The 25,355-nt window shown below is 53.8% G+C and carries 21 protein-coding genes; all 21 read left to right on the forward strand.

Going from position 1 to position 25,355, the window contains the following annotated elements:
• Positions 1-1,483 (forward strand): hypothetical protein (locus COA65_07215; GenBank protein ID PCJ58740.1); only part of this gene is annotated, 1,483 nt, incomplete at its 5' end.
• Between the two features lie 9 nt (positions 1,484-1,492).
• Positions 1,493-2,422, forward strand: coding sequence for a hypothetical protein (locus COA65_07220; GenBank protein ID PCJ58741.1), 930 nt, complete (start codon positions 1,493-1,495; stop codon positions 2,420-2,422).
• Between the two features lie 20 nt (positions 2,423-2,442).
• On the forward strand, positions 2,443-2,934 hold the full coding sequence (locus tag COA65_07225; protein ID PCJ58742.1) for a hypothetical protein: 492 nt from the start codon (positions 2,443-2,445) through the stop codon (positions 2,932-2,934).
• A 303-nt stretch (positions 2,935-3,237) separates the two neighbouring features.
• Complete coding sequence (locus COA65_07230) at positions 3,238-4,815, forward strand: hypothetical protein (protein PCJ58743.1); 1,578 nt, start codon at positions 3,238-3,240, stop codon at positions 4,813-4,815.
• Between the two features lie 134 nt (positions 4,816-4,949).
• On the forward strand, positions 4,950-8,105 hold the full coding sequence (locus COA65_07235; GenBank protein PCJ58744.1) for a hypothetical protein: 3,156 nt from the start codon (positions 4,950-4,952) through the stop codon (positions 8,103-8,105).
• A gap of 86 nt (positions 8,106-8,191) precedes the next feature.
• Positions 8,192-8,635, forward strand: a complete 444-nt coding sequence (fliS, locus tag COA65_07240; GenBank protein PCJ58745.1) for a flagellar export chaperone FliS — start codon at positions 8,192-8,194, stop codon at positions 8,633-8,635.
• A gap of 268 nt (positions 8,636-8,903) precedes the next feature.
• Positions 8,904-9,365, forward strand: coding sequence for a flagellar export chaperone FliS (gene fliS, locus COA65_07245; GenBank protein PCJ58746.1), 462 nt, complete (start codon positions 8,904-8,906; stop codon positions 9,363-9,365).
• A gap of 18 nt (positions 9,366-9,383) precedes the next feature.
• Positions 9,384-10,790, forward strand: a complete 1,407-nt coding sequence (locus COA65_07250) for a hypothetical protein (protein ID PCJ58747.1) — start codon at positions 9,384-9,386, stop codon at positions 10,788-10,790.
• A gap of 12 nt (positions 10,791-10,802) precedes the next feature.
• Entirely contained in the window at positions 10,803-11,483 is a 681-nt protein-coding gene (locus COA65_07255; GenBank protein ID PCJ58748.1) for a flagellar biosynthesis protein FlgD, read from the forward strand.
• Between the two features lie 50 nt (positions 11,484-11,533).
• Positions 11,534-13,201 carry a hypothetical protein gene (locus COA65_07260; protein PCJ58749.1) on the forward strand — a complete coding sequence of 556 codons (1,668 nt, stop codon included), beginning with the start codon at positions 11,534-11,536 and terminating at the stop codon, positions 13,199-13,201.
• A gap of 153 nt (positions 13,202-13,354) precedes the next feature.
• Positions 13,355-13,639, forward strand: a complete 285-nt coding sequence (locus tag COA65_07265) for a hypothetical protein (protein ID PCJ58779.1) — start codon at positions 13,355-13,357, stop codon at positions 13,637-13,639.
• A gap of 225 nt (positions 13,640-13,864) precedes the next feature.
• Entirely contained in the window at positions 13,865-15,544 is a 1,680-nt protein-coding gene (gene fliF, locus COA65_07270) for a flagellar M-ring protein FliF (GenBank protein PCJ58750.1), read from the forward strand.
• A gap of 6 nt (positions 15,545-15,550) precedes the next feature.
• Positions 15,551-16,579 (forward strand): flagellar motor switch protein FliG, encoded by a 1,029-nt coding sequence (locus COA65_07275; protein ID PCJ58751.1) that lies wholly within the window; start codon positions 15,551-15,553, stop codon positions 16,577-16,579.
• A 5-nt stretch (positions 16,580-16,584) separates the two neighbouring features.
• Entirely contained in the window at positions 16,585-17,340 is a 756-nt protein-coding gene (locus COA65_07280) for a hypothetical protein (protein PCJ58752.1), read from the forward strand.
• On the forward strand, positions 17,330-17,716 hold the full coding sequence (fliN, locus tag COA65_07285; GenBank protein PCJ58753.1) for a flagellar motor switch protein FliN: 387 nt from the start codon (positions 17,330-17,332) through the stop codon (positions 17,714-17,716). The genes COA65_07280 and fliN overlap by 11 nt, the downstream gene beginning before the upstream one ends.
• Before the next feature lie 42 nt (positions 17,717-17,758).
• A complete protein-coding gene (locus COA65_07290; GenBank protein PCJ58754.1) occupies positions 17,759-18,526 on the forward strand; it encodes a flagellar motor protein MotA in 768 nt (255 codons plus the stop codon).
• A 19-nt stretch (positions 18,527-18,545) separates the two neighbouring features.
• Positions 18,546-19,913 (forward strand): sigma-54-dependent Fis family transcriptional regulator, encoded by a 1,368-nt coding sequence (locus COA65_07295; protein ID PCJ58755.1) that lies wholly within the window; start codon positions 18,546-18,548, stop codon positions 19,911-19,913.
• Between the two features lie 46 nt (positions 19,914-19,959).
• The gene (gene flhA, locus COA65_07300) at positions 19,960-22,062 is read left to right on the forward strand and encodes a flagellar biosynthesis protein FlhA (GenBank protein PCJ58756.1); all 2,103 of its coding nucleotides are present in this window, start codon (positions 19,960-19,962) and stop codon (positions 22,060-22,062) included.
• Positions 22,063-22,077: 15 nt separating this feature from the next.
• Positions 22,078-23,040, forward strand: a complete 963-nt coding sequence (locus COA65_07305; GenBank protein ID PCJ58757.1) for a hypothetical protein — start codon at positions 22,078-22,080, stop codon at positions 23,038-23,040.
• Between the two features lie 3 nt (positions 23,041-23,043).
• Complete coding sequence (locus COA65_07310) at positions 23,044-23,829, forward strand: cobyrinic acid a,c-diamide synthase (GenBank protein ID PCJ58758.1); 786 nt, start codon at positions 23,044-23,046, stop codon at positions 23,827-23,829.
• Between the two features lie 131 nt (positions 23,830-23,960).
• Positions 23,961-25,334: a hypothetical protein gene (locus COA65_07315; protein PCJ58759.1), complete on the forward strand. Its 1,374-nt coding sequence runs from the start codon at positions 23,961-23,963 to the stop codon at positions 25,332-25,334.
• Positions 25,335-25,355: the final 21 nt, after the last annotated feature.

A 25,355-nucleotide genomic window follows, 5' to 3' on the forward strand; every position in this document is an offset into this window, starting at 1 on the left:
TATTTCCTATTACTACCGCGGCAACCGGGAAGCCGTGGTTTCCATTGGCACCGGTGATTCGCTCGTAGACCGCATGCCCTTTCCTATCAGTTTCACGCCGTCGTCATCGGTAAGCTCGGCAAATAACAGCTTTGCCCCCCTCACCTTAAACAGCGTCGACATTACGGACCGCATCCGTTCCGGAAAAATACGGGGTCTGATTGATCTTCGCGACACGTCCCTTTCACAACTTCAGGCGGAACTTGATTCGCTTGCCACGAATCTTCGCTTTGAGCTCGACAAGGTGCACAATCAGGGCGTCGGACTGCCGCCCCAGAATGCCCTTAGCGGCAGCCGGCCCGTTGCCGGAACGGACCCCTTCAGCGGCACCGGGACCCTTCGGATCGCGATCTTGGATGCCAATGGTGACTTCGCCGATGATGGCTCAGGTGGTGCGGCTGTCTTTGATTTTGATCTAACGACGCTGCCCAGCCCCGCCAATGTGACGGATGTTGTAAATGCAATAAACGCCGCCTTTAATCCGGCCGTCGCCACAGCAAGCGTCAATGCAAACGGTCGGCTTGTCATTCAGGCAACAAACCTGGCAAACGGCGTCGCGATCAATGAAAGCACGAGTGCCATTGCCGTTGGCAATGCGACCGCTGGATTCTCGCATTTTTTCGGACTGAATGACCTGTTTACGACAGGCGCAAATTACGACAGCTATTCAACTTCTCAGCAAAGCTCAAGCACGGCAGCACTTGGCCTAAGCGGCAATCTTGTCTTTTCCGGATATGACACGGTTGGCACGGCACCCTTTACCCGATCGCTCGCCTATGTAGCGGGTGACAGCCTGGATAGCCTTGCCGCTAAAATCAATGGCGATGCGACTCTTTCCGGCTCTGGTGTCAACATCACGGCACGGGTCGTCAAGGAAGGCGGCGCCTACCGGCTACAGATTACCGACGCAAACGGCGACAATTTCTTCCTGTCTGACAGCGGCGGCGGCACCCTTGTTTCCGCAATGGGTATTGAGACGGACCGAACCGGCGAATCCAGTATTCTTTCCGTTCGCAGCAACATTGCCAGCAACCCGGCACAGATTTCGCGCGGTAGCCTGAGTCTCGCTGGCGCCCCGGCGCTTGGCGATGCCGGCGTTGCAATCGGCGACAACACCATCGCGCAAGGGCTGGCCAACCGCTTCTCCGATAAGCTGTCTTTCGTGCCAGCAGGCGGATTGCCGCCACTCGGCAACACGCTATCGGAATACGCGACATCCATCCTTTCATTGAATGCCACGGAAGCGAATAACGTCGCGTCGAATCTTCAATTTAGACAGAACCTTGTCAGCGAACTGTCTTTTCAGGCGACGTCGATCAGCGGCGTCAACCTCGACGAGGAACTGGCCCGAATGGTTCTTATTCAAAATTCCTACAATGCGTCGGCGAAGATGATTTCGACGATTTCCGAGATGCTTGAAACTCTAGTCAATCTGATTCGTTAGGAGAGACGTATGATTTCATCAACGGTTTCCAACCTTGCCCAGGAAACAAAGCTTCTCGGTCGAATCTTCGATACGCAGAAGCAGATTCTGGATACCCAGAACCAGATTTCAACGCAAAAAGTCGCCGTGCGTTATTCAGAGATTGCGTCCGAATCGGACCGACTGGTCAATTTAAAAACATCCCAGGAACGCATTGATCGCTTCTCCCAGAACAATCAGCAGGTTATCCAGCGTCTACGAACAATGGAATTGCATACGTCGCAAATTTTTGATATCGCGTCGGACTTTCGCATCCTTTTAATCAGCGCGCTGAACACCGATGAGAATGCCTCCAACATCGCCGTCAATGCCGAGGCGACAAACCGCCTGGAAATGATGTCGGGACTCCTGAACGTCGATATGGAAGGGCGCTACCTGTTCTCTGGCATGCAAACAGGCACGCCGCCGGTCGATTTGAACGATCCGAATTTTCTAACGCCGCCAATCGGCTACCCATCGTCGGCAGATATAAATTACTACCAGGGGGACAGCGCAATCCTGACCGCCCATGCCGACGACAACCTGGATGTTTCTTACGGCGTTCGGGCAGATGCACCGGGATTTGAAAAACTGATCCGCGCACTGCACATCGCCCAAACCACCACCACCTCGCCACTGGACCGAGCACGGCTGGAAGAGGCCTTACGGCTTTCCGAGGAAGCCGTAAATGAAATTCCAGATATTCGGACAGGCATTGGTGGCTCTATCAAGACCCTGGATCTGGCAAATAAAATTCATATCGACGCGCTTCTCCAGACTCAGGAAAGCGTCAACGGCATCGAGAACGTGGATATTGCCGCCGCAATAACAAAACTCTCGAACGACCAGCTCCATCTCGAAGCGTCCTTCATGGTGCTGGCGAGGCTGTCATCTCTATCCCTGATTAATTTCCTGCGTTAACACAAGCAGAGGGTACTTCCATGATGTTACAAACCGAACATTCGACCGAAACGTTGCTGCCGGAAGCAGATAATGCAGAAGCAGGCGAGATGGTTGTTCAGGGCCGTTTCGGCGAACTTAGATTCGGCCCGCAAAATCTTCTACGGCTTCCAAATGGCCTTCTCGGCTTTTCCAACCATCATAATTTTGGCCTGGCAAATTTTCCGAACCAGGAATTCGGACGTTTCAAAATTCTGCAATGTCTGGAAGATTCGGAACTTTCTTTCCTGGTCCTGCCACTGGAATCGGAATCAACCCTCATCGCCGCACACGATCTCGACGTGGTCTACGAGCAATTGGCCATTCAGAAGGAAGATGGCGCCGTTTTGCTCATCCTTACTGCGCGCCGCGAAGAAGAAAAATCCGTTATTTCAGCCAATCTTCGCGCGCCAATTTTCGTAGATACCCGTCGGCATGTTGGGCGCCAATGCGTACTCTCCAGCCCGGATTACGCGATCAAACATCCTCTTTAGGCGCAAAAATCATGAGCCACCCAAAAAGCCTTGTCGCATTTTGCATGACCGCCACGCCGACAAATTTTGTCGCCACGGGTAGAGCCAGCCATCCGTACAAAACAATTTTGCAAGAATTTTTCGCGTATTTTCAACGAATTGCGGCTCAATCCCCCTACTGCATTCAAATTACTCTGAAAACTATAGGTTCATGTTCCTTTGTTCACGGAACCTTAAGCTATTTCGTGCACCCTCCCGAGCGGTGCAGTTTGTACCAGTCGGTTAGCAGGAAGCTAACGAATACATCCAAGTAGGAGAATTAAAATGCCTCTTAATCTTATTTCTAACTTTGCGGCCAATGTTGCGCATCGCAACCTGGTTAGCACCGACATGGCGGCGTCGAATTCGCTTGCGAAGCTTTCATCTGGTACGCGGGTTCTTTCCGCTGCCGACGATGCGGCTTCGCTGGCCATTGGCTCCCGCCTTGCAGCGGAAATTGGGGCCCAGCGTCAGGCAAGCGTCAATGCCGGTCAGGCTGGTTCTCTGCTGCAGATCGCTGACGGCGCCTATACGGTCGTCAACGACATTCTTATCCGGATGAAATCGCTGTCGGTTCAGTCCGCTTCCGGTCAGCTGTCTTCGTCCGAGCGTACGATCCTTCAGAGTGAGTTTCTTGCCCTTCAGAACGAAGTTTCCCGTATCGCGAACGATACGGAATTCAACGGCATCAAACTCATTTCCGGGTCTGCAACCAATGCGACATCTTCCTCTTCGGCACTTTCCGCGGTTGGAATTCAGTCGGTTGATTTCAGCACGGGAACGCATAGCGTCGACGACAATACCTACCGCATCACCTATGACGGGTCGGACCAGTTGACCCTGACCAAGCTTGGCGGTGCAGGCCCGAACACGGCCACAGTCGATATCAAAAGTCAGTTGGATGCCCTGATGACCGGCAACACGCTTACGGCCGGCACGACGGGTCAGATTCAGCTGAGCAATCTTGGCATTACGCTTACGATCGATGATAGCTTTGACCGTACTGCAGCCATCGCTGCGACAACCACGGACAACGCTGTTGCGGGGAATGCCCAAATTACTGCTCTAACGGCAGCCGCAGCATTTACGACCTCTGGCGTGTCGGCTGCTACTCTTACGGCCCTCGCCGCGGTTACGGCGTTGAATGCGGATGGTGCGGGTTATGATGCAACCACCGGTGTGCTTCGCATTGCCGTGGGTAACAACACGACCTTGAACAGCATCGACTTGCGGGGCCTTGCCGGGGTGGACTTTGGTTCCGGTGCGGGTACCCTTGAGACCGTCACAGCGGTTGGTGAAGCCATTACGATCTCCGTCAATGGTGAAGCACTTGGTACACTGACCCTTTCAAGTGTGGCCTCATCGACGACCGCTGCAGTCGGTGGTTTCATTGAAATCAACATCGGCCAGGCGATTGTTAACAATGACTACACCGCGTCTGGTGGCTCAACGTCCTTCACCTTTAAGATCGGGACGGGCAATGTTGCCAGCGAAGACGATCTGGCCTTCAGCATCAATTCTGCGACGGGCTCCACACTCGGCGTTGATAGTGGCTCGATCCAGATTGATGGTGCGACCGGCTCAAATGCCGAGACCGCCTCAACTGCGGTTACGGCCGCGATCAACACTCTGAGTAACAGCCGTGCGCTTATCGGTGCGGCTCAGAACAGGCTCTCCTTCGCCTCCGCGAACCTTGCGACGGCGACTGAGAATGCCGAAGCCGCTCGGAGTCAACTGATGGATCTGGATGTTGCGTCTGAAATGACGGCCTTCACCAGCAAGCAGGTCCTGCTTCAGGCTGGCGTCTCGATGTTGGCGCAAGCAAATCAGCTTCCGCAGAATCTGTTGCGGTTGTTCCAGTAAGATCAAGGCATTGGAGAGGGGGTTCGCCCCCTCTCCTTCGTCTTCTTTTAAATTTTTTTAAGTTCTAGTTGACGTACGTACCGACAAGAAAATTGACGACGCCTTTTTGAGAAACCATCTTTTCGAAGGCCGCAATGGAAAGCTCTTTAAATTTAAACAACCTTGTCGTCGACAGTAACGGAAATGTAAGCTTTTCCGGCCTGACGTCCGGTGTCGATTTCTCAAATGTTGTTAGCCAGATTATTGCGGCAAAACGTATCCCGGTTGACATTCTCCAGACAAAAATTACCAACAATGAAGGACGCATCGCAGCACTTCAGGAGCTTCAATCGCTTCTTGGAGGCCTGCGGAGTTCGCTAAGTACGCTTCAGGGATCGGTAAGCGTTGGTGGCACAAATGATGCGTTTTCGTTGAAGCAGGCATTTGCCTCAACCTCACGGCTGGACACCACGGCGCCATCCCTTGCCGCCAATTTGATCGGCGTCAGCGTGACAAATGCCGCCAACCTTGGCAGCCATTCCCTCGAAATTCAGCAGGTTGCAACGGCGCATAAAGTAAGCAGCAACGCGTTTGCCAGCACCTCGACAGCGATTGCCGGGTTAACAGACAACGCCTCGTTTACGATTGGGATCACGGGTGGCAGCACGGCGACGGTCAATCTATCCAGTTCGGATACACTGTTGGATATCCGCGACAAGATCAACAATGCAAATACCGGCACCGACGCAACAAAGGTTTCTGCAAGCATCGTTGCTGTAAGTGCGACGGAAAATTACCTTGTAATAACCGCTGACGAGACCGGAAAAAATCTTATCCTCACGGATGGCACAGACACCCCCCTCGACACGCTTGGGGTTCTAACCGGTTCCAGCATCAAAACGGAACTTCAGACGGCCCAAAAGGCTAGCTTTACCGCCGATGGCATTCTCGATGCGTCCTTTTACCACTCCGTCCTGGTAACAGACAGCGCCGCTGCTTTCAGTGGGTACACAAGTGTCACGGCGGGTTCTCACAGCTTCGAAATCAGAGACACGGCCGGAGCCCTGGTCGGAACCGTCAACTATGCCGATACGGACAGCCTGGATGATCTGGCGACAACGATTGGCGCCATCAGCGGTGTCAGCGCCCAGGTTGTCGCAGATTCAGGCCAGTTTCGCCTTCAGATCACGAAGGATGACGGCACCGCAGTTACGCTTGAAAATGACACGGATAATCTACTTTCGGAACTTACTTTCACGAAACCAAATTTGAAAGTTATCGAGCGCGACAACAACACGATTAACGACCTTTTCCCCGGCATAACCCTTACCCTTTTTCAGGCGGAAGTCGGGACAACGATTAAGATTGATGTCGAACAGAATTTAACTTCCATCAAAACGGATGTTCAGAATTTTATCACCGCTTACAATACCGTGCGTGAGTTCATCAACAAACAGTCCCAGATAGATCTCAAAACGGGTGTGCCGGCTGAGGATGCGGTCCTCTTCGGATCAACGACACTTGACCAAATCTCGGCTCAGATCGGGGACATTGTCGGGCGCGGTGTCGTCGGCGTAAACAGCGAATTCAGCGTCCTTCGCCAGGCAGGCATCACATTTGAAACGCTGAATCCGAACAACACCCTGGATGCAAACAAGCTGGTCTTAAACGAGGCAGACCTTGACGACGCATTGTTAAACAATGCCGAAGACGTGCGCCGGCTTTTTGCTTTTGATTTTACCTCCTCGGACCCAAACGTATCGCTGGTCAGCTTTACCGGAGCCAGCTCTTACAACGCCTCTGGCTATACGCTGAACGTCGATTTCGACGATCGCTACAAAAGCAGCGAGACCACGACAAACACCGTCTTCACGCCAAGCTATGGCGTCACCGGCATGCCGGCTGGCGATGGCATCAGCCAGGTTCAATTCGGCGATGAAGTGTTTTCCGGCGAGACGTTCCGTTACAGCTATGACACCGCGACAGAAAACTTTACGGTTATCAATCTCGCAACCGGTATCACCAGCACGGTCAACATAACGTCTGCTATCGACGCCGTCGCCGGCGCGGGCCTTAACCTTGGCGCCGGGCAGAGTGTGGACATTACCTTCCCGGAAACCTTCGTCACCTTGACCCTGACGGGCGATGGCACGGCCTTCGATCGCAATGCRRACATCGCCGCGAATGTGAACGCAGACACCAGCGCCGTCRGCTTCGTTACTTTTGGGAATGTGACGAACGCAAACGAYACGAATGGCGGCGTCACCGAGCCRACCCTGCAAGCATTGCTTTCWGGTGCCGCCGCTTCCAGTTACGACACGGCGACCGGCCTTCTCAGCCTKAACATCACTTCYGACGGCCTGGGCAGCACGATTTTCGATGCGACCGCCGGCGTGACCTTCGTGCTGGATGCCGCCTTCAACGGATCCAACGACACGGCGACGACCCTGGATATCGAGGACGCTGGTGCACATACCGTCGGCATCATTGTCAATGGTGAGGAAATTGCCGTTGTTTCCCTGGATGCGCTGATCTCGACCGGGGCCGGAACAAACGCAATTACGATCGATGTCGGGACCGGCATGCTGGCCGAAACCTCTGTCGTTACCAGCAAAGATTCCGCGATCAGCAATTACCTGACGGGCAATCTCGATAGCTCCTTCCAGATACTCGACAGCCTGGGCGCACCGGTTACCGGCGGCACGATCAATTACGCTTCCACGGACAGTCTCCAGGATATCGCCGATGCCATCAATGCCGTCGCCGGAATTTCCGCAGCCGTTTTCGAGAGCAATGGCAAGTTTCAGATTGATATTCTAGCCGACGACAGTACCGAGCTTAGTTTCAACGACAGCGGCGATCTCATCAGCCAGCTTGCCGTTACCAAAGACCTCGCCGCCACCATCAAAAGCGCCACAATCAATGGCGTCAGCGGCTCTGTGACGATTAATGGCAAAACGATTACGGCCAACGATCTTACCGGCGCGAATGGGTTGCAGACCCTTTATGCCGGTACGAAAGATGTAACCAACATCGCCCTCAATTATACGGTGGGCATTGGTGCCCAAATGACCGCCATTCTGGATGCCGCTCTCGACCTGACAAACGGCGCCCTTAAGACGGAAACGGACGCCCTAAGCGATCAGAATACGGTGACGGAAGAACGCATCACGGAGCAGCTTATCCGGCTTGAGCGCGAACGCGAGACGCTGCTTGCAAAATTTATCGCGATGGAGCTGGCACTGGCATCAATGCAAACCATTCTCGATAGCCTCAAGCTGTCCACCGACCTTCTCTCCGTCAACCGATAAGCAAATGAGTGAAATCCGTTCACCCAATGACAAAACGCAGAATTAGAAATCTAAAATACGTCTAAAATACGACCAAGGAGCGTGATGTGAAAAAAACGGCTTCGAATACCTACAAGATGCAGCAGATCATGACAGCCTCGGGAACGAAGCTTGTCGCGATGCTGTATGACAAGGCAATTGTAAGCCTGAATGAAACCATTCGCGCCGCGGAAGTAGGTGATGTCCAGGCCCGTTGGGATGCAAATCTTCGCACACAGGAGATTCTTATGCACCTTGCGGCGACCCTTGATCATGAAAAGGGTGGTGACATCGCAAAGAATTTAGACCGGCTCTACCATTTCATGCTGAATCGGCTTCTCTGGGTGGATGTCAACAATGACCCGGCGCCGGCTCGCGAAGTCATCAACCTTCTGGAACCCCTTCGCCAGTCCTGGAACAAACTGGCAAGCCAGGGTACCGCTGAGAAGATGTCCACCTCTGATCCCGTATCCGGTCCCGCCTACGGAAAAGGCTTCGCCGTTTCCGCTTAAAAGGCTTTGTCGACCCGCACCCCCCTACTTCGCGCATGCGTCTTTACGCCCGGCGCCGCACCCTTTTGGCATGCCCCTTTGGGTATGCTTCCCATAGCAATTTCACCCCTCTCTCACGGCACGGCAATATTTGCCGTAGCAATCAGCACTATCTTCCACATAGGCAAAGATAGCGGCCCATTGTCCTGGCATTTTCGTAATTTTACCTTATTTATCAATTGGTTATTTTTGCACTGCGTTTGGCCCAAGGATTGCTTTTCCTTAAGCGATGGAAAAGCAGCAGCAAATAGAACGCCCAGGCAAGCACAGAGAATTGAGCGCCCCTTTCGAGGGCAGCATGAATTACGGATACAACGAAATTATGACGGCATCCCAGTCGCATTTGATCGTAATGCTGTATCGCGAAGCCCTGGCGGCACTGAAAGCCAGCGTCGCAGCCATTGAACGTGGCGACATTGAGGCACGCTGGCGGGCAAGCACAAAAGCGACGGACATCCTTGCGCATCTCCACCTTACCCTGGATTTCCATCGCGGTGGACGCACCGCAAAAAATCTCGGACGCATTTACAGGTACATCCTGCAACGCCTGCTAAGCGTGAACATCAAGAACGATGCGAAGCCCGCACAGGAAGGCGCGCGGCTTCTCGAACCTTTGCTCAATTCCTGGGAAGATCTAGATATCCAGATCTCTCATTCAAGCGAAGGTGAATTTTCAACCGATCGAGACTAAGGCCAGGAAGGCTTAAGAATGGAATTTTCGTCATTAGAGTTGATAAAGCAGAATTCGGAAAACGCATTGAAGAAGCCGCACTTTGAGGAAGATGTGCCGCTTGTTCCTTTCACCGATTTTCTAAGGCCGACGGTCCCCGACGTTCGACCGAGTGAAACACCCGCGCGCGCCGAACGCAAAAGTGACCGGCCAGAGCCTGCAGGGCGCGCAAGCGAAGACCCGCGGACAGAGCCAATCCACCGCCAGGAAGCGAAAGCAAAACCTGAAGCAGAACGCGAGAACGCAGAAGGAAAAGCCGCTGAAACACCTGCTTCCACAGCGTCGGATTCGACAGTGTCCGATTCAGACAGAAAGGACGCCACGGAAACAGCACGCAGCCTTGACGGCAAAGCTAACCTTGAGCGTGCCAATGCAAATGGCGAAGGATTGAAGCCCAACTTGTCCGGTCTGGAGGCCGTAACCGATCCTACGGCCCTAAATTTACGCCCTTCAACAGAGCCTCTCCTGGCCGCTCTAAAAGGCATAGAAGCCAAGGCAACGGGCAAAGATGGTACCCCCCCGCCAGCCGCGAATGTTCTTCGCAACATCCTGGAAAAAGAGTTTCGGGCAAACAGACACACGACGCCGACGGTGGACCCACGTCTTTCCCAACCGGACAATGCTCTGGAAAAGAATGCCTCAACAAAACGATTGGCCGGCTTTTCTCTCGCCAATGGTGAGAATACGAACAACCTTTTCCCACTTCCGTCCGGGCAGGCCGCCAACGCCACACAGACCATAAATACCACCCAGGCAAATTCGTTTGGACAAGTCCTAAACGCGACAACGGTAACGCCGCTTGTGGATTTGCAACCGCAAGCCTTGCAGGCCTTTACTGCGGCGAATGTGGCGACCGCGCCAACTGGCGAGGCTCCTATCGGCGGCCTTTCAGCTCTGAATGTGGCAGAAACGGCAACAGCCCGGGCCACGACGTTCTCTGCCATGAACGGGCGCGCGCCTACATCGCCTTCCACGCCACCGCTAACGGATCAAGTCGCCATCCAACTGAAACAGGCTGTAAATGAGGGACTGGACCGCATTCGAATTCAGCTAAAACCAGCCGCCCTAGGCCATATCGACATCACGATGGAGATAGCAAAAGACGGCAAAGTCATGGCGGTTATCTCCGCTGAACGCCCGGAAACGTTCGAACTGCTGCAACGGGACGCGCGTGCTTTGGAACGCGCCCTTCAGGAAGCAGGCCTACGCGCCGACTCGAACAGCCTGAACTTCCAGATGCATGGGCACGGGGATAACCAGACGGGTGAGAACACACACGACGGCGGCGTATGGAAAGAAGAAGGGGTTGAAGGCGCGGAGACATCGCCTTCGAAAGAAGATGGTTATTGGACCGTCAGCGACGGCCTTGTCGACATCCGCGTATAGGAGAGCCAAAAGATGGAAACCAACGCCACTGGAACCAACCAGCTCGGCCTTCAGAATGCCGGAGGGGCATCCGCATCACTTGCGGGAAATTTCAATGATTTTCTAAATCTGTTAACCGCACAGATTCAGAATCAGGATCCCCTTTCACCAATGGATTCAAACGAATTCACGTCGCAGCTTGTTCAATTCAGCGCCGTGGAGCAGGCAATTACCACAAACAGCAACCTTTCTTCCCTCATCGCGCTGGAGAAAGCAAACCAGATTACAAGTGCCGTCGGATTTCTTGGAACCAAGATCGAAGCCTTCGGCAGCACAAACAGCCTGACCAACGGCCAGGCAGAATTCAGCTATGGCTTGGGTGCAAATGCAACTTCGACGCAGATCATCATCCTCGACGATGTCGGCCAAACCATCTTCAACACTGCTGGCGAGACGGCATCCGGCCACCACACCTTCGTCTGGAATGGCCTGGACAACAACGGAACGGCCCAGCCGGATGGTAAATATTCCATCCTGGTGACCTCGCTTGATGCAAGCGGCGACCCCATCAATACCGAGACAGGCATCGTCGGCACTGTCACCGGGTTCGAGACAACGGGAGATGGGTCGATCCTATTATCGCTTAACGGGATCGGTATACCGATTTCCGACATCGTATCGGTCAGCCACGACCAGAGCGGATCAGGCATTTAAGGAATTTTAATGACCATTCCACCAGCTGGAATGGAAACAGGAGAAAGAAAATGAGCGTTTTCGGAGCAATGTTTTCAAGCGTTTCGGGTCTGGATGCACAAGGCCAGGCACTTGGAATGATTGCGGACAACATCGCAAACATGAACACGGTTGGCTACAAAGCCGTACAGGCCAGGTTTTCAACCCTGGTCGTTCAGCAATCCGGCCTGCAGAGCAGCTATTCGCCAGGCGGTGTCACGTCCAGCCCCTTCTTTGAGGTGGGCCGACAGGGTCTCCTGCAGACATCGACTTCGGCGACGGATTTGGCGATTTCAGGAAATGGCCTTTTTGTCGTCACATCCGCGCGTACACCGACCGCAAACGATCAACGCTTCTTTACCCGCGCCGGACAGTTTGCAGTAGACGAGACCGGGTCCCTGAAAAATGCTGCAGGCTTTTACCTGCAAGGCTGGGTGACAGATACCCAGGGAACCCCTGCCGGCGTAAACAACAATCTGTTGACGGATTTGACGACGGTAAACATTTCAAGCCTGGCCGGCAGCGCCGCAGCAACGACGTCGGTTACGCTAGGAGCAAATCTTCCGGCAGAGGCTACGGCCAATGCAAGTCACATCATGAACGTCCTCGTCTTCGATTCGCTTGGTGTCGATCACAACATGCAGATGACCTGGACAAAACAGGCAACGCCGAACAACTGGGATATTTCCGCAACGGCTATTCCCAACACGTCGGTCGTAACCCTGTCGAACGCTGCAGGACAGGTCTACGCATCAAGTGGCCGCCTGGACTTTTCACGCATTCCAACGGCAAGCACGGGCGGAACCGTGCTTGGCGATACGGTCACCCTCGCCGGCGTAACCTTTGAATTTACCGACGGCGCCGGTGCCGTCGGTGGCGGCAATGTCGAAGTCGATATCAGTGCTTCGGTCACGACGGCCCAGGCAATCGCCGCTTTGAAGACGGCGATTGATGGCTCGGCCGTTCCGGAAACCGGGCGCTTCATCATTGGAACAGGAGCGGATGTCAACAGCCTCTTTATCACGCAGTCGGCGACTGGTGCAGCAATTGCCGTTGCCGATGGCCCTGTGGCGGCCGGCTCACCTTTCGTTTCACAAGTTGACCCCTTTACCGTTGTGGCAACGACGGCGAGCGGTTCGGGTGCCGTCTTCAACGGAGATGGCACGCCGAACACCTTCAACGTTGCCACCGCCACCATCGACTGGGCAAATGGCGCCACGAACAGTACAGTCGCGCTTAACTTTGGCACATCCGGCCCCTTGGGAACTGCTCAAACGAATGGCGTCACACAGTTCTCAAGCGACTTTTTTGTTTCCTTCGTTAATCAGAACGGCGTGAGCTTCGGCAGTTTTACCGGCGTCAATATCAATGACGAAGGCGTGGTAACGGCCCAATTCGACAACGGGGATTCACGTGCAATTTACCGAATTCCTCTTGCAACCTTCGCCAGCCCCAACGGACTGGAAGCAAAGAACGGCAATGTCTATGGCCAAACAGATAGTTCCGGAAACTTCTTCCTGAATTTCGCGAACACAGGCACCGCCGGAAAAGTTGCAGCCTCCGCACTAGAAGCCTCCACCGTAGATCTGGCGGAAGAGTTCACAAACATGATTATTGCCCAGCGAGCCTATTCGGCGAACGCAAAAATTATCACAACCGCCGATGAAATGCTGGACGAATTGATCCGCATTAAACGTTAAATAACCTTTTCCCCTCGGCGGTCCCGGCCTTCGTCCCTCGCGATAGCCGGGACCGTCAATCTCTAAAATTTTTTCTATTCCTTAGCGGTTTTTTAAACCCAAACAGCTACAACCATGCGACGGGGTTAATGAATAGATATGAGCGGCGAGTGGATGAAAAAATTGAGTGCAAATCTATCTTCAGAAAGACCAGAAACCCGGAAATTGACGCTGGACAGACTTCCCCCAGCAAATACCCGGCGATGGGTCATTCGCCGTAAAGCACAGATTGTCGAAGCCGTTCGAACCGGTGTGCTCAGCCTGGACGAAGCCTGCGACCGGTACACGCTCTCGATCGAGGAGTTTCTTTCCTGGCAACGACTGTTCGACAGCCACGGCGTCCATGGCCTTCGTGTCACCCGCCTCCAGGAATATCGCAACACCAGCCAAAAACTTTAAGACGACTCTTTTCAATCACAGGCCCGTGGATTGCACCTCTTTCGAGTTGTGGGCCTTGCCTTGTTTAGCTAACGCCTAAACGCAAGGTGCCTTTGCCTGTCTCCCCATAACTGTCGGTAGGCAAATTTTGCCTGCAATTAACCTCCCATTTACCTATCCACGCTAGTTTTTTAGACAGGATTACACGCTTGGGTAATCTGGATAAATTTCCAGAGATAGATTGCTGTGAACGGATTTTTCTCTACGCTTCAGAAAATCAGCGCCGGTCGGCTGCTTGTGCTTGGCATCATTGGCCTTACCCTCATCGGCTTCTTTTTCTTCCTGACATCGCGGCTGACTGCCCCAAACATGGCTCTCCTTTATGGCAATCTCAGCCTTGAGGACAGCAGCCAGATCGTTTCCAAAATAGAAGGCATGGGGGTGCCATACGAACTGACCGGCAATGGCACACAAGTCATGGTGCCCTCAGACAAGGTGCTTCGCCTTCGTCTTGGGCTGGCAGAAGAAGGCCTCCCCCAAGGCGGATCAATCGGTTATGAGATTTTCGACAACACTGAATCCTTCGGCATCACAAATTTTGCTCAAAACATCAATTTACTTCGCGCCCTAGAGGGAGAACTTTCCCGCACGATCCGATCTATCGCCTCGATCCAATCGGCGCGCGTCCACCTTGTCATGCCAAAACGCGAAGTTTTTAATCGCGAGAAAGCGGAACCACGCGCTTCCATCGTCTTGAAAATACAGGGCGGTCGCCGTCTTAGCCAAGAGCAGGTTTTTGCCATACAACAACTGGTAGCGGCGGCGGTGCCTGGCCTGCAACCAACAAATATTTCGATTGTGGATGCCCGCGGCACCCTTCTCGCGCGCGGCGTGGCCGATGGCGAGAATGCTACCGGATTCGCCGCCTCACACATAACGGAAGCCGAACAAGGCTATGAAAACCGCCTCGCCTCGTCACTGATCAAGCTTCTCGAACGATCCGTCGGCGTCGGCAAGGTACAGATCGAAGTTTCCGTAGATATGGATTTTGATCGAATTATCACGAATTCCGAAAATTATGACCCGGATGGTCAGGTTATCCGTTCGACACAAACCGTCGAAGAAACGGCGTCAAATCTCGAGAACAATGCCGAAACTGCGGTATCGGTTTCCAGCAACCTGCCCGACCTGGAATCCATCGGCACGGAAAACAAGCCAACAAACGCTAGCAATTCCTCACGAATCGAGGAAACGGTAAATTACGAAATAACGAAAACGATCCAGACGCACACGCAAGAAAGCGGCTCCATACAGCGCATTAACGCCGCTGTGCTCGTCGACGGTACTTATAAAAAGAACGAGGCGAACGAATCCATCTATCAGCCACGTGGCCAAGAAGAACTGAAAAAGATTTCGATACTTGTCAAGACGGCCATCGGCTATGACGAGTCGCGCGGTGACCAGGTTGAAATTATCAACATGCAGTTTACCCAGTCTGAGGCTCTTCCAGAAGAGCCGCCGACTCTGGAATTTTTGGGGCTGACGAAATCGGATTATTTCCGAATGGCCGAAATCATGGTGCTGACGGTAGTGGCCATTCTTGTGCTGCTGCTAGTCGTGCGCCCATTAATATCGCATGTCGTTCGCGTCATTCCCGAGGCCATGGCGGAAGGTCAAAAATTGCTTGCCGATCAACGCGCATCGGAAACCCCCGCTCTCGCATCGCCAACAGCACAACTCGGCGCGGAAGCATCCGGCATAGGCATGGAGGCAAGCACGCAGGAAGCGCCTGAATCGATGATCGATATGGCAAAGGTTGAGGGCCAGGTTCGCGCATCAACCGTGAAACAAATTGGTGAACTTGTTGAGAAGCATCCCGAAGAAGCGGTCGGTGTTGTCCGCAGCTGGATGGCTCCGGAGCATTAATCAAAAATGGCTACTTCCACACACATATCAGAAGATATTAATGGTGTAGATGGGCATCAAAAAGCGGCCATCCTCATGATGTCGCTTAGCGAAGAACAGGCATCCGGTATCTTTTCCTTAATGGATGACGAGGAGATCAAAGATATCTCTCAGGCGATGGCCGGCCTTGGCAGTGTCAGTTCAGCCACCATCGAACGCCTGTTCAACGAATTTATCGAACAAATATCCTCCACCGGTTCCTTGGTCGGAAGTTACGACAGCACGGAACGATTCCTGGCCAAAGCTCTTGGTAAGGACCGCGTAGAAGGCATCATGGACGAGATCCGCGGGCCCGCCGGACGGACCATGTGGGACAAGCTGGGAAATGTAAGCGAAGAAGTACTCGCAAATTACCTGAAAAATGAATATCCACAAACCGTTGCCGTCGTACTCTCGAAAATTCGCTCGGAACATTCTTCAAGAGTTCTAAGCATCCTGCCGGAAGAATTCTCGATGGAAGTTATTCAGAGAATGCTTCGAATGGAGATTGTGCAGAAGGACATTCTTGACGGCATCGAAAAAACACTGCGCACCGAATTTATGAGCAATCTGGCGCGCACCAACCGCCGCGATTCTCATGAGATGATGGCAGAAATTTTCAACAATTTTGATCGTTCCACCGAGGGTCGAATCATGGCCTCCTTAGAGGAACGCAACCGCGATTCGGCGGAACGCATCAAAGCGCTGATGTTCACATTCGAAGACCTTGGCAAACTTGATGCGAGTGGCATTCAGACGCTTTTACGCGGTGTGGAAAAAGATCAGCTGGCGCTCGCCTTAAAGGGAGCATCGGAATCCATTCGCGATCTCTTCTTTCAGAATATGTCCGAACGTGCCGGAAAAATTCTGAAAGAAGACATGGAAGCAATGGGTCCGGTTCGGCTTCGTGAGGTCGACGAAGCGCAATCCTACATGGTGAACACAGCAAAGGATTTTGCCGGCCGCGGCGAAATCGTCATTGCAGACGCCGGTGGCGAGGACGAGCTCGTCTATTAGGAATAATGGTGGAAATGCAACAGGCAAAGAAATTCCTTTTCAAAAGCAATTTTGATGACACGCCATCAAATAATGGCAGCATCAGATCCCCGCAAATGTTTACGGAAGAGGATCTTGCAACCGCTCGCAAGCAGGGCGTTGAAGAAGGAACCGTCGCCGGACGGCGAGAAACCGAAGCGGAAGCGGCAAACCTTACCGCCATTACCCTTCAGGAAATTGGCAAGGGGATTCTTGATTTGGGCGCGGCCCAATCCCAGACCAGTAAATCAAACGCCCGCGATGCGGTCGAACTTGCCAAGGCCGTCACGCGAAAAGTCCTTCCAGAAATTTCCAGGCATGGTGCGCTTATAGAAATCGAGGCGATGGTCTGCAAATGCCTTACGGACCATTTTGACGAACCGCGCATCGTGATCCGCGTGCATGACGACATTCTTGACGGCCTGCGCACGTGCCTCAATACGACGGCAGCCAATGCCGGCTTTGCCGGTAAATTCGTCTTGCTGGCGGAAGAARGACTCCGGACTACGGACTGCCGGGTYGAGTGGGCCGATGGCGGCGCCGAGCGCGATGAAGCACATCTCTGGCAGGAAATTGAAGAGGCCACGCAGCGTTTTATATCCCAATTAGGGGRAGRCACGTCTTCCCATGCCCTCGAAATCCAACCCCAGCCGGAAATACCGACCCTGACAAAGAATAAAAACGCGAGCGACGCCCAAGAAAATACGGCCAGCAAAATCTCAGGAGAGAATCATGAGCGATGAAGAAAATTTAAATCTGGAAGAGTTGCAGGAACAATCGCCTCCTCCGGAAAACGAGGCGACGCCAGATCCGGACACCCCCTCCCCCCCCGAAACGGAATTGCCAGCGGATGAAATTGACCCAGGCACAATTATCTCCGGACTTGAAGCAGTTTACGACATCCCTGTGCGGCTGTCCGCTGTCCTAGGCCGCTCGACAATGCAGGTGAGTCAGCTGTTAAAACTTGGCCGCGGTGCCGTTATCGAGCTTGACCGAAAGGTCGGCGAGGCTATCGACATCTACGTCAATGACCGTCTTGTGGCACGCGGCGAAGTTGTCGTCCTTGACGAGCGGCTTGGCATAACGATGACGGAAATCATCAAATCTGACCGTCACTAATCCGCGAAGAACAACGTCTGACCAAGAAAGAAACAGGGCATCATGGACATTGCCACAGTTGGAGGTCTTATAGGGGCTTTCGCACTTATTATTACCGCCATGGTTATTGGCGGGTCCCCCCTTGCCTTCGTCGATTCTGCTTCGATTCTGATTGTTCTCGGTGGAACCTTCTCCGTAACCATGACCTGCTTTGCGCTGCCGGAAATGATGGGTGCCGGCAAGATTATCATGAAGTCGATCTTTGGCTCCAAACAAGACCCCATTGAGGCGGCAACCCGTATCCTTGAACTCGCAGATGCCGCCCGTAAAGAGGGGCTGCTTAACATGCAGTCGACGGTAGACGAACTTGAAGGAGAGCCTTTCCTGCACAAAGGCCTTCTGATGGTCCTCGACGGCACGCCAGGCGAAGAAGTCGAAAAGGTGCTGCGCCAAGACATTCAGGCAACCGCCGCCAGGCACATGAACGGGGCAAGCATTTTACGCAAGGCTGCGGAAGTCTCGCCCGCCATGGGACTTATCGGAACGCTGGTTGGGCTGGTGCAGATGCTGGGAAATCTCGACGACCCTTCAACGATTGGCCCAAGCATGGCGATCGCGCTTTTAACGACGTTTTATGGCGCCGTGCTGGCAAATGTCGTTTTTTCCCCTCTTGCATCCAAACTGGAGCGGAACTCTGCGGAAGAATTGATGACCCGCAGTATCTATCTGCTTGGAACGAGTTCAATCAGCCGTCAGGAAAACCCGCGCCGGCTGGAAACACAGATCAACACGATTTTGCCACCAGCAAAACGCATCCAGTTCTTCGACTAGGACTTAGGGAGACCACGGCATGAAACTTCTTATCATCGGCTCACTGGACGGTCAGATCGGTGCCGCGAGCAAAATCGCCCTGGATCGTGGTGCCAAGGTCGATCATGCCGGCACAATCGACGACGCCATGGATGCGCTCCGCACCGGGCGAGGCGCCGAACTAATCATGGCGGATGTTAAACTGGACATCGCCGCCCTGATCCAGCGCCTGCGAGACGAGCATATCAACGTTCCTGTTGTTGCCTGCGGCGTCAACCCGGATACGGAAGCCGCCGTCCGCGCTATCCGGGCGGGCGCGAAGGAATTCGTTCCCCTGCCCCCGGATGCCGATCTCATCGCCGCTGTTCTCGAAGCCGTTACCGAAGAAAACAACGCGCTTATCTACTGCGATCCAGCGATGCAGGAAACCCTGCGTCTCGCCGAACAGATCGCGCCCAGCAATGCGAGTGTGCTTGTCACCGGCGCGTCTGGCACCGGTAAAGAATTACTGGCGCGGTTTCTTCACCGCAAAAGCCGGCGATCAAAAAAGAAATTCGTTTCCGTCAATTGTGCAGCGATTCCGGAAAACCTTCTTGAATCAGAGCTTTTCGGACATGAGAAGGGGGCTTTCACCGGAGCTATTGCGCGGCGTATTGGAAAATTTGAAGAGGCAAATGGGGGAACATTGCTACTCGATGAAATCAGCGAGATGGCCCCCCATCTACAGGCAAAGCTACTGCGAGCTATTCAGGAAAAAGAGATCGACCGCGTCGGTGGCAATCAACCCATCCGGCTGGACATACGACTGATCGCCACCAGCAATCGAAATCTCGAAGACGAAGTTCGCAAGGGGACTTTCCGTGAGGACCTCTATTTCCGCCTGAACGTGGTGAACCTGGAAATTCCCCCGCTTTGCAAGCGACCGAAGGATATTTGGACTCTGGCGGAACATTTTGCGGAAAAATACGCCGATTTAAACGACGTCCCAAGGCGAGCCATTTCTCAGAAAGCGCATGATCTATTGCTTGCCCATTCTTGGCCTGGAAACGTGCGCGAGCTTGAAAACGCTATTCACCGCGCTGTCCTTATCTCCAGGGAAAACGAAATCGAACCGGCTGCATTTTCCCTGAACAGCCGCCATTCTGAAGCGAGCGGAGACGCACTGAAAGCCGCAACCGAAACCCTTGACGACGACCAGGCCGGAACCACCCACCTCGTGGGGCGCACAGTTGCGGACGTGGAGCGCGACCTGATTCTGGATACGCTACACCACTGCTTTGGTAACCGGACCCGAACCGCCGGCATTCTTGGTATCTCGATCCGGACACTCCGCAACAAATTAAAGCAATACAGCGCGGAAGGTGTCGCCGTGCCAATCCCCGGAAGTCTTGGATCAATGACAATTTAGGTGGGACCTATCCCCTTGAATATCCCAACCGTTCAGGAACGAAGGCATGGCTGACACAACAATCAAGAAAACAGTTCCAAAAGATACTCCCATGCACCGTTTTAGCTCCGCGCTTCGACGTGGTGACATTGCGCTTGCGATTGGCGTCATCTGCATTTTGATCGTCCTTATTCTGCCGATGCCGCCTTGGCTTCTTGATATATCCCTGGCGATTTCGATCACGTTTTCCGTTCTCATCCTCATGATGACCCTGTTTATCGCCACACCATTGGAATTCAGCTCCTTTCCGATGATCCTGCTGATCGCGACAATCCTGCGCCTTTCCCTAAACCTTGCCTCAACGCGACTTATCCTCGCCCATGGGCACGAAGGAACCCATGCCGCTGGAGAAGTGATTCAGGCCTTTGGCGGTTTCGTCATGGGCGGCAATTTTGTCATCGGAATCATTGTGTTCGCCATTCTCGTCATCGTTAATTTTGTTGTGATCACGAAGGGGTCCGGGCGGATTGCCGAAGTGTCCGCGCGTTTCAGCCTCGACGCCATGCCCGGCAAACAGATGGCCATCGATGCAGACCTTTCTGCCGGGCTTATCAATGAGGATGAGGCAAAGACACGCCGTAAAACCCTTGAAGACGAAACCACTTTTTACGGCGCCATGGATGGTGCCGCAAAATTTGTTCGTGGCGATGCAATCGCTGGACTTCTCATTACCTTCATCAACGTTATCGGCGGCATCATCATAGGCACCGCACAACAGGGATTGTCCTTTTCCGACGCAAGCGCAACTTACATAATGCTAACGGTGGGGGATGGACTGGTCACCCAGATTCCAGCGATCATCGTTTCAACGGCGGCGGGTCTACTCGTCTCAAAAGCGGCAACTACCGGGTCCGCCGACAAGGCATTTTTCGGACAATTTGCCAAATACCCGCGGGCGCTTGGCGTAAGCGCCTCGCTGATGATTTTGCTGGCACTTCTCCCAGGCATTCCGATGCTCCCATTTCTGCTTCTCGCCGCCGTTTCCGGCGGAGCCGCCTGGCACCTCTCCCGACGCGACATTGCTGCAAATCTCGTCAAGACCGAGGAAGCCCAAGCAATACCGGCAGCGCCTGCCGAGGAGCCGATTGCGAAGGCGCTTCACATCGATAATATCCGCCTCGAACTTGGCTACGGACTGCTGCCGCTTATTAGCGATGAAAAGGGCCCTCGGCTTACAGAGCAGATCAAGGCGCTTCGCCGGCAATTGGCCAGCGAAATGGGATTCGTCATGCCATCCGTCCGCATTCAGGACAACATGCAACTCACGGCAAACGAATATGTCGCGCACATCAAGGAAGTTCCGGCCGGACAAGGCGACATTCGGCCAAATATGTTGCTTGTGATGGATCCACGCGGGGATAAAATTACACTTGCCGGCGAGGAAACCAAGGAACCAACCTTTGGCCTGCCTGCCATGTGGATCAGTGAAAATTATCGTGAGGAAGCCTCTTTCCGAGGCTACACCGTTGTTGAACCAACAACCGTTATCACAACGCATCTTACCGAGATTGTGAAGGACAACATGGCGGAAATGTTGTCCTACAGCGAAACGCAAAAATTGCTGAATGACCTCGATTCAGAGCAACAGAAACTCATTGCGGATCTGATTCCAAATCAAATATCCGTTAGTGGCGTGCAGCGTGTCCTTCAAAATCTTCTACGGGAACGCATCTCCATCCGCGATTTGCCGACTATTCTTGAGGGAATATCCGAGGCCTGCGGAGTTAGCCAGAACATCACCATGATTTCCGAACATGTCCGTTCCCGCCTGGCGCGACAAATCAGCAGCACCTATACGAACGAGGGTGGCCATATCCCAATCCTGACCCTGACCCCAGAATGGGAACAGGCGTTTGTGGAATCCATCTCCGGACAGGGAGACGACCGACAATTGTCGATGGCGCCAAGCCGGTTGCAGGAATTCATCCAGCAAGTCCGCCAAATCTTCGAGCGGCACGCCATGATGGGAGAGGAACCCATCATTTTGACCAGCCCCACCATCCGGCCCTATGTCCGCTCGATCGTTGAACGTTTTCGCCCGATAACAGCAATTCTTTCACAAAATGAGATTCACCCAAAAGCGCGAATAAAGACGCTTGGGCAGATCTAAGGGAGGACCGCCAGCATGCGCTTAAAGTCCTTTACCGCCGCGACGATGACGGAAGCAATGCATCTCGCCAGACAGGAACTGGGCGACGATGCGGTGGTCATTGCGACCACGGAAGATCCTGCAACCGGCACCTTCCGGGTGAGCGCCGCCATTGAGACGGCGGCCCCGCCTGCGCACCCTTCTTCATGCAACAACGAAAATGCGGCCTTGCAAGCAATTGCGCAGGCATTGGCCTATCACGGCGTTCCGGAAAATCTGGCGACCGAGCTTATGACGGTGGCGGGCACGGTCGAAAAAGAAGACCCCATCCTGCGGCTGGCGGCAGGATTGGATCACGCATTCCATTTTTTACCTCTGCCCGACCGGGCACCAAGCCAGCCAGTCATGCTGATCGGCCCCCCCGGCGCAGGAAAAACAATTGGGATTGCCAAGCTTGCCACGCGAGCCGTCATGAAAAAACAAGCCGTCAACGTCATCACGACGGACATCAAACGGGCCGGCGGCGTTGAGCAAATTGAGGCCTTTACACAGATTTTAGGCATCACCCTTCACATTGCCCAGGACCCTGGCGCGTTGCGGGATCTCATGAAAATTCAGGATAGCGATTCGCTTACCTATATCGACAGCGCCGGCACGAACCCCTATGACGCGCAGGAACTGTCTAGTTTACGCGCCTTCATTGAAGCCAGCGGTGCAGAACCGGTCCTCGTTCTATCTGCCGGAGGAGACCCGCGAGAGATGGAAGAGGTTGGAGACGCTTTTAGAAGTGTTGGCGCAAGCCGCCTGATTCTTACGCGCCTGGACATGACACGACGATTTGGCGGTGCCTTGTCGGCGGCCCAACGTGCAAATCTAAAGCTTGCGAATGTCAGCATTGCACCAAAGGTTGCGGAGGGCTTTCACCCCATCAATCCGGTATCTCTGGCGCGATTCATGATGCCGGAATATGCAGCGGCTTCACGAAAAGGGCATGCGTAAACCATGACCAAAGCAAGCACCATGAAAGCCCTGGCCACTCAGCAAAACCACCGTATCATTGCGATTGCATCGGGAAAAGGTGGCGTCGGCAAAACATGGTTGGCAATCAGCCTTGTTCACGCCATGGCAAAAATGGGAAAACGCGTTCTTCTTTTCGACGGTGATTTTGGCCTTGCCAATATCGACGTTCAACTTGGCCTGATACCAGAACGCGATCTTGCGAACGTCTTTGCCGGGGAAATCAAATTCGAACAGGCGATTCTCTCCTTTGCAGATGGCGGCTTTGATATCCTCCCCGGACGCTCCGGGTCCGGTAATCTTGCCGCCCTCAACAGCCCGGAATTAAATCAGCTTCGAAACGAGCTTGTTTCACTCTCCAGGAATTACGATCACACCGTTGTCGACCTTGGCGCCGGCCTTTCCGAGAGTGTTCAGACGTTCTCGGAAAATTTTAGAAAAACGCTGGTCGTCCTGACGGATGAACCAACCTCGCTTGTCGATGCCTATGCGTACATCAAGCTCCGGGTAGCAAAGCAACATACCCCCGGCATAGAAATCGTTGTAAATCAGGCAAAAACCATACAGGAAGGCGAACGCACCTACGCCACGTTACGTCGAGCCTGTGAAAACTTCCTACCCTTCTCGCCACCACTTGCCGGCATCATCCGTCACGACCCACATGTAAGGGAGGCCATCCGCGCCCAGGCTCCACTCTTGATTCGCCACCCCAACAGCGATGCTGCCAACGATGTCGAAACATTGGCTAAAAAACTCGCCAACGGAAAATGAGCAATATCAACCCATCCTCGTCCATCCACACATCCGTGCCACCGAAGGCCGGCCCGACATCCCTTGCCACAATTGATACCCCCCCACCCGCAGTCTCTAAACTTGCCACCGGAACGGTAATTATAGGCACTGTGATCCGGCAAGAGCCAAACGGGCAGACCTTCCTTCAGACCGAACATGGACAACTTACCCTGACGACCCGTCTGCCCATGCCAACGGGAACTGAAATCAAGATTGAAGTGCATGCGGTCGGCGCCCGGATGCAAGCGATCGTTCTTTCGGTCGCGGGGAAGAGCGTTGCAAATTCGGCAGCGATCCCTACCGCCGGCACGCCACCACAGGCGGCGTCAGCCCAGCCTCAGACCCAAACCAAGGTGCCCGCACAAATTGCCACACAACCCAGCTCTGCACAGGTGGCGCCATCCGTCAGCGGCAACACCGGTGTCAGCACGACAATGTCTCAAGGCGCGACGATGTCTCAAGGTACGACCTTGGCCATTGCCGCCACCCTCGTTCCCCATGCACCGGCCGCACCGATTGCCGCAACGGGTGGGCATATCCCCCTTCGCATTGCGATGCTTTCCCTGCAAGTGCCGGAGGGAACCCCATCAACGACGATGCCAACGATCCCATTGACAACAACGCCCGCAGGGGGAGCCGTCCTTGCCGGCAACGTCATCGGAATGAACCGTCAAGGCGGACCTGTCCTGCAAACGTCCCTCGGTCAATTAACCCTTCTTATCCGAGCCGATCTGCCGACCGGGACGGCCATAACTTTTGAACTCCTCGACCCACCGTCGCCGCGAGCCGCCAAGCCAGAATTGACTGCACGGACGGCGTTGCAGCTATCTGCGGAGTGGGCAAGCCTGAAAGCGGCACTTGAAATTCTCGGTAAGACCGATCCCGCCATTCAGGCAACGCTGATAAACGCGACCCTGCCAACAGCTGGAAAGGACATGGTTGCAAAACTTTTTCATTTTTTTTCGGCACTGTCCAAGGGCGATATCCGGGATTGGCTTGGCGAACGCACGCTCCGCAGCATTGAGAGCGCCGGCAAGGGTGCCTTGGCCCAGAAACTTTCAGACGAGTTTATACAATTGAGCCGCCTGGCGCTTCGCGGCGATGACGAATGGCGTACTATCCTGTTTCCAATTCTGCATGAATCGGAAATGCGCCAGGCAAAGCTTTTTCTGCGTCATCACGAAAGCGGAGACGAGGACGCCGACGCAGGAGAGGCCGGCACACGCATTATCGTTGAAGTAAGCCTGAGCCACCTTGGCGAGCTACAATTGGATGGCCTATACCATGCGCGCCGCTTCGACGTGATCCTTCGAACCCTGAACGCCCTTCCCGTCTTTATGACGACGGAAATTCGTTCGATATTCGAGAACTGTTGCAAAATTTCCGGCCTAAAAGGGGACATTCTGTTTCGTACGGATGAGCCTTTCGCACCAACCCCCCTTCGCAAGGCTAACAACAAAGTGGAAATTGGATTGGAAGCGTAGCACGTAGAAAATGAAGCTGAG

Source organism: Rhodospirillaceae bacterium, from assembly GCA_002746255.1.
Lineage (GTDB): Bacteria > Pseudomonadota > Alphaproteobacteria.

Bases quoted from the DNA above. Each gene is read 5' to 3' on its own strand.
- COA65_07220 (PCJ58741.1), top strand. From the start codon at position 1,493: ATGATTTCATCAACGGTTTCCAACCTTGCCCAGGAAACAAAGCTTCTC.
- COA65_07225 (PCJ58742.1), top strand. From the start codon at position 2,443: ATGATGTTACAAACCGAACATTCGACCGAAACGTTGCTGCCGGAAGCA.
- COA65_07230 (PCJ58743.1), top strand. From the start codon at position 3,238: ATGCCTCTTAATCTTATTTCTAACTTTGCGGCCAATGTTGCGCATCGC.
- fliS (PCJ58746.1), top strand. From the start codon at position 8,904: ATGGAAAAGCAGCAGCAAATAGAACGCCCAGGCAAGCACAGAGAATTG.
- COA65_07250 (PCJ58747.1), top strand. From the start codon at position 9,384: ATGGAATTTTCGTCATTAGAGTTGATAAAGCAGAATTCGGAAAACGCA.
- COA65_07255 (PCJ58748.1), top strand. From the start codon at position 10,803: ATGGAAACCAACGCCACTGGAACCAACCAGCTCGGCCTTCAGAATGCC.
- COA65_07260 (PCJ58749.1), top strand. From the start codon at position 11,534: ATGAGCGTTTTCGGAGCAATGTTTTCAAGCGTTTCGGGTCTGGATGCA.
- COA65_07265 (PCJ58779.1), top strand. From the start codon at position 13,355: ATGAAAAAATTGAGTGCAAATCTATCTTCAGAAAGACCAGAAACCCGG.
- COA65_07275 (PCJ58751.1), top strand. From the start codon at position 15,551: ATGGCTACTTCCACACACATATCAGAAGATATTAATGGTGTAGATGGG.
- fliN (PCJ58753.1), top strand. From the start codon at position 17,330: ATGAGCGATGAAGAAAATTTAAATCTGGAAGAGTTGCAGGAACAATCG.
- COA65_07290 (PCJ58754.1), top strand. From the start codon at position 17,759: ATGGACATTGCCACAGTTGGAGGTCTTATAGGGGCTTTCGCACTTATT.
- COA65_07295 (PCJ58755.1), top strand. From the start codon at position 18,546: ATGAAACTTCTTATCATCGGCTCACTGGACGGTCAGATCGGTGCCGCG.
- flhA (PCJ58756.1), top strand. From the start codon at position 19,960: ATGGCTGACACAACAATCAAGAAAACAGTTCCAAAAGATACTCCCATG.
- COA65_07305 (PCJ58757.1), top strand. From the start codon at position 22,078: ATGCGCTTAAAGTCCTTTACCGCCGCGACGATGACGGAAGCAATGCAT.
- COA65_07310 (PCJ58758.1), top strand. From the start codon at position 23,044: ATGACCAAAGCAAGCACCATGAAAGCCCTGGCCACTCAGCAAAACCAC.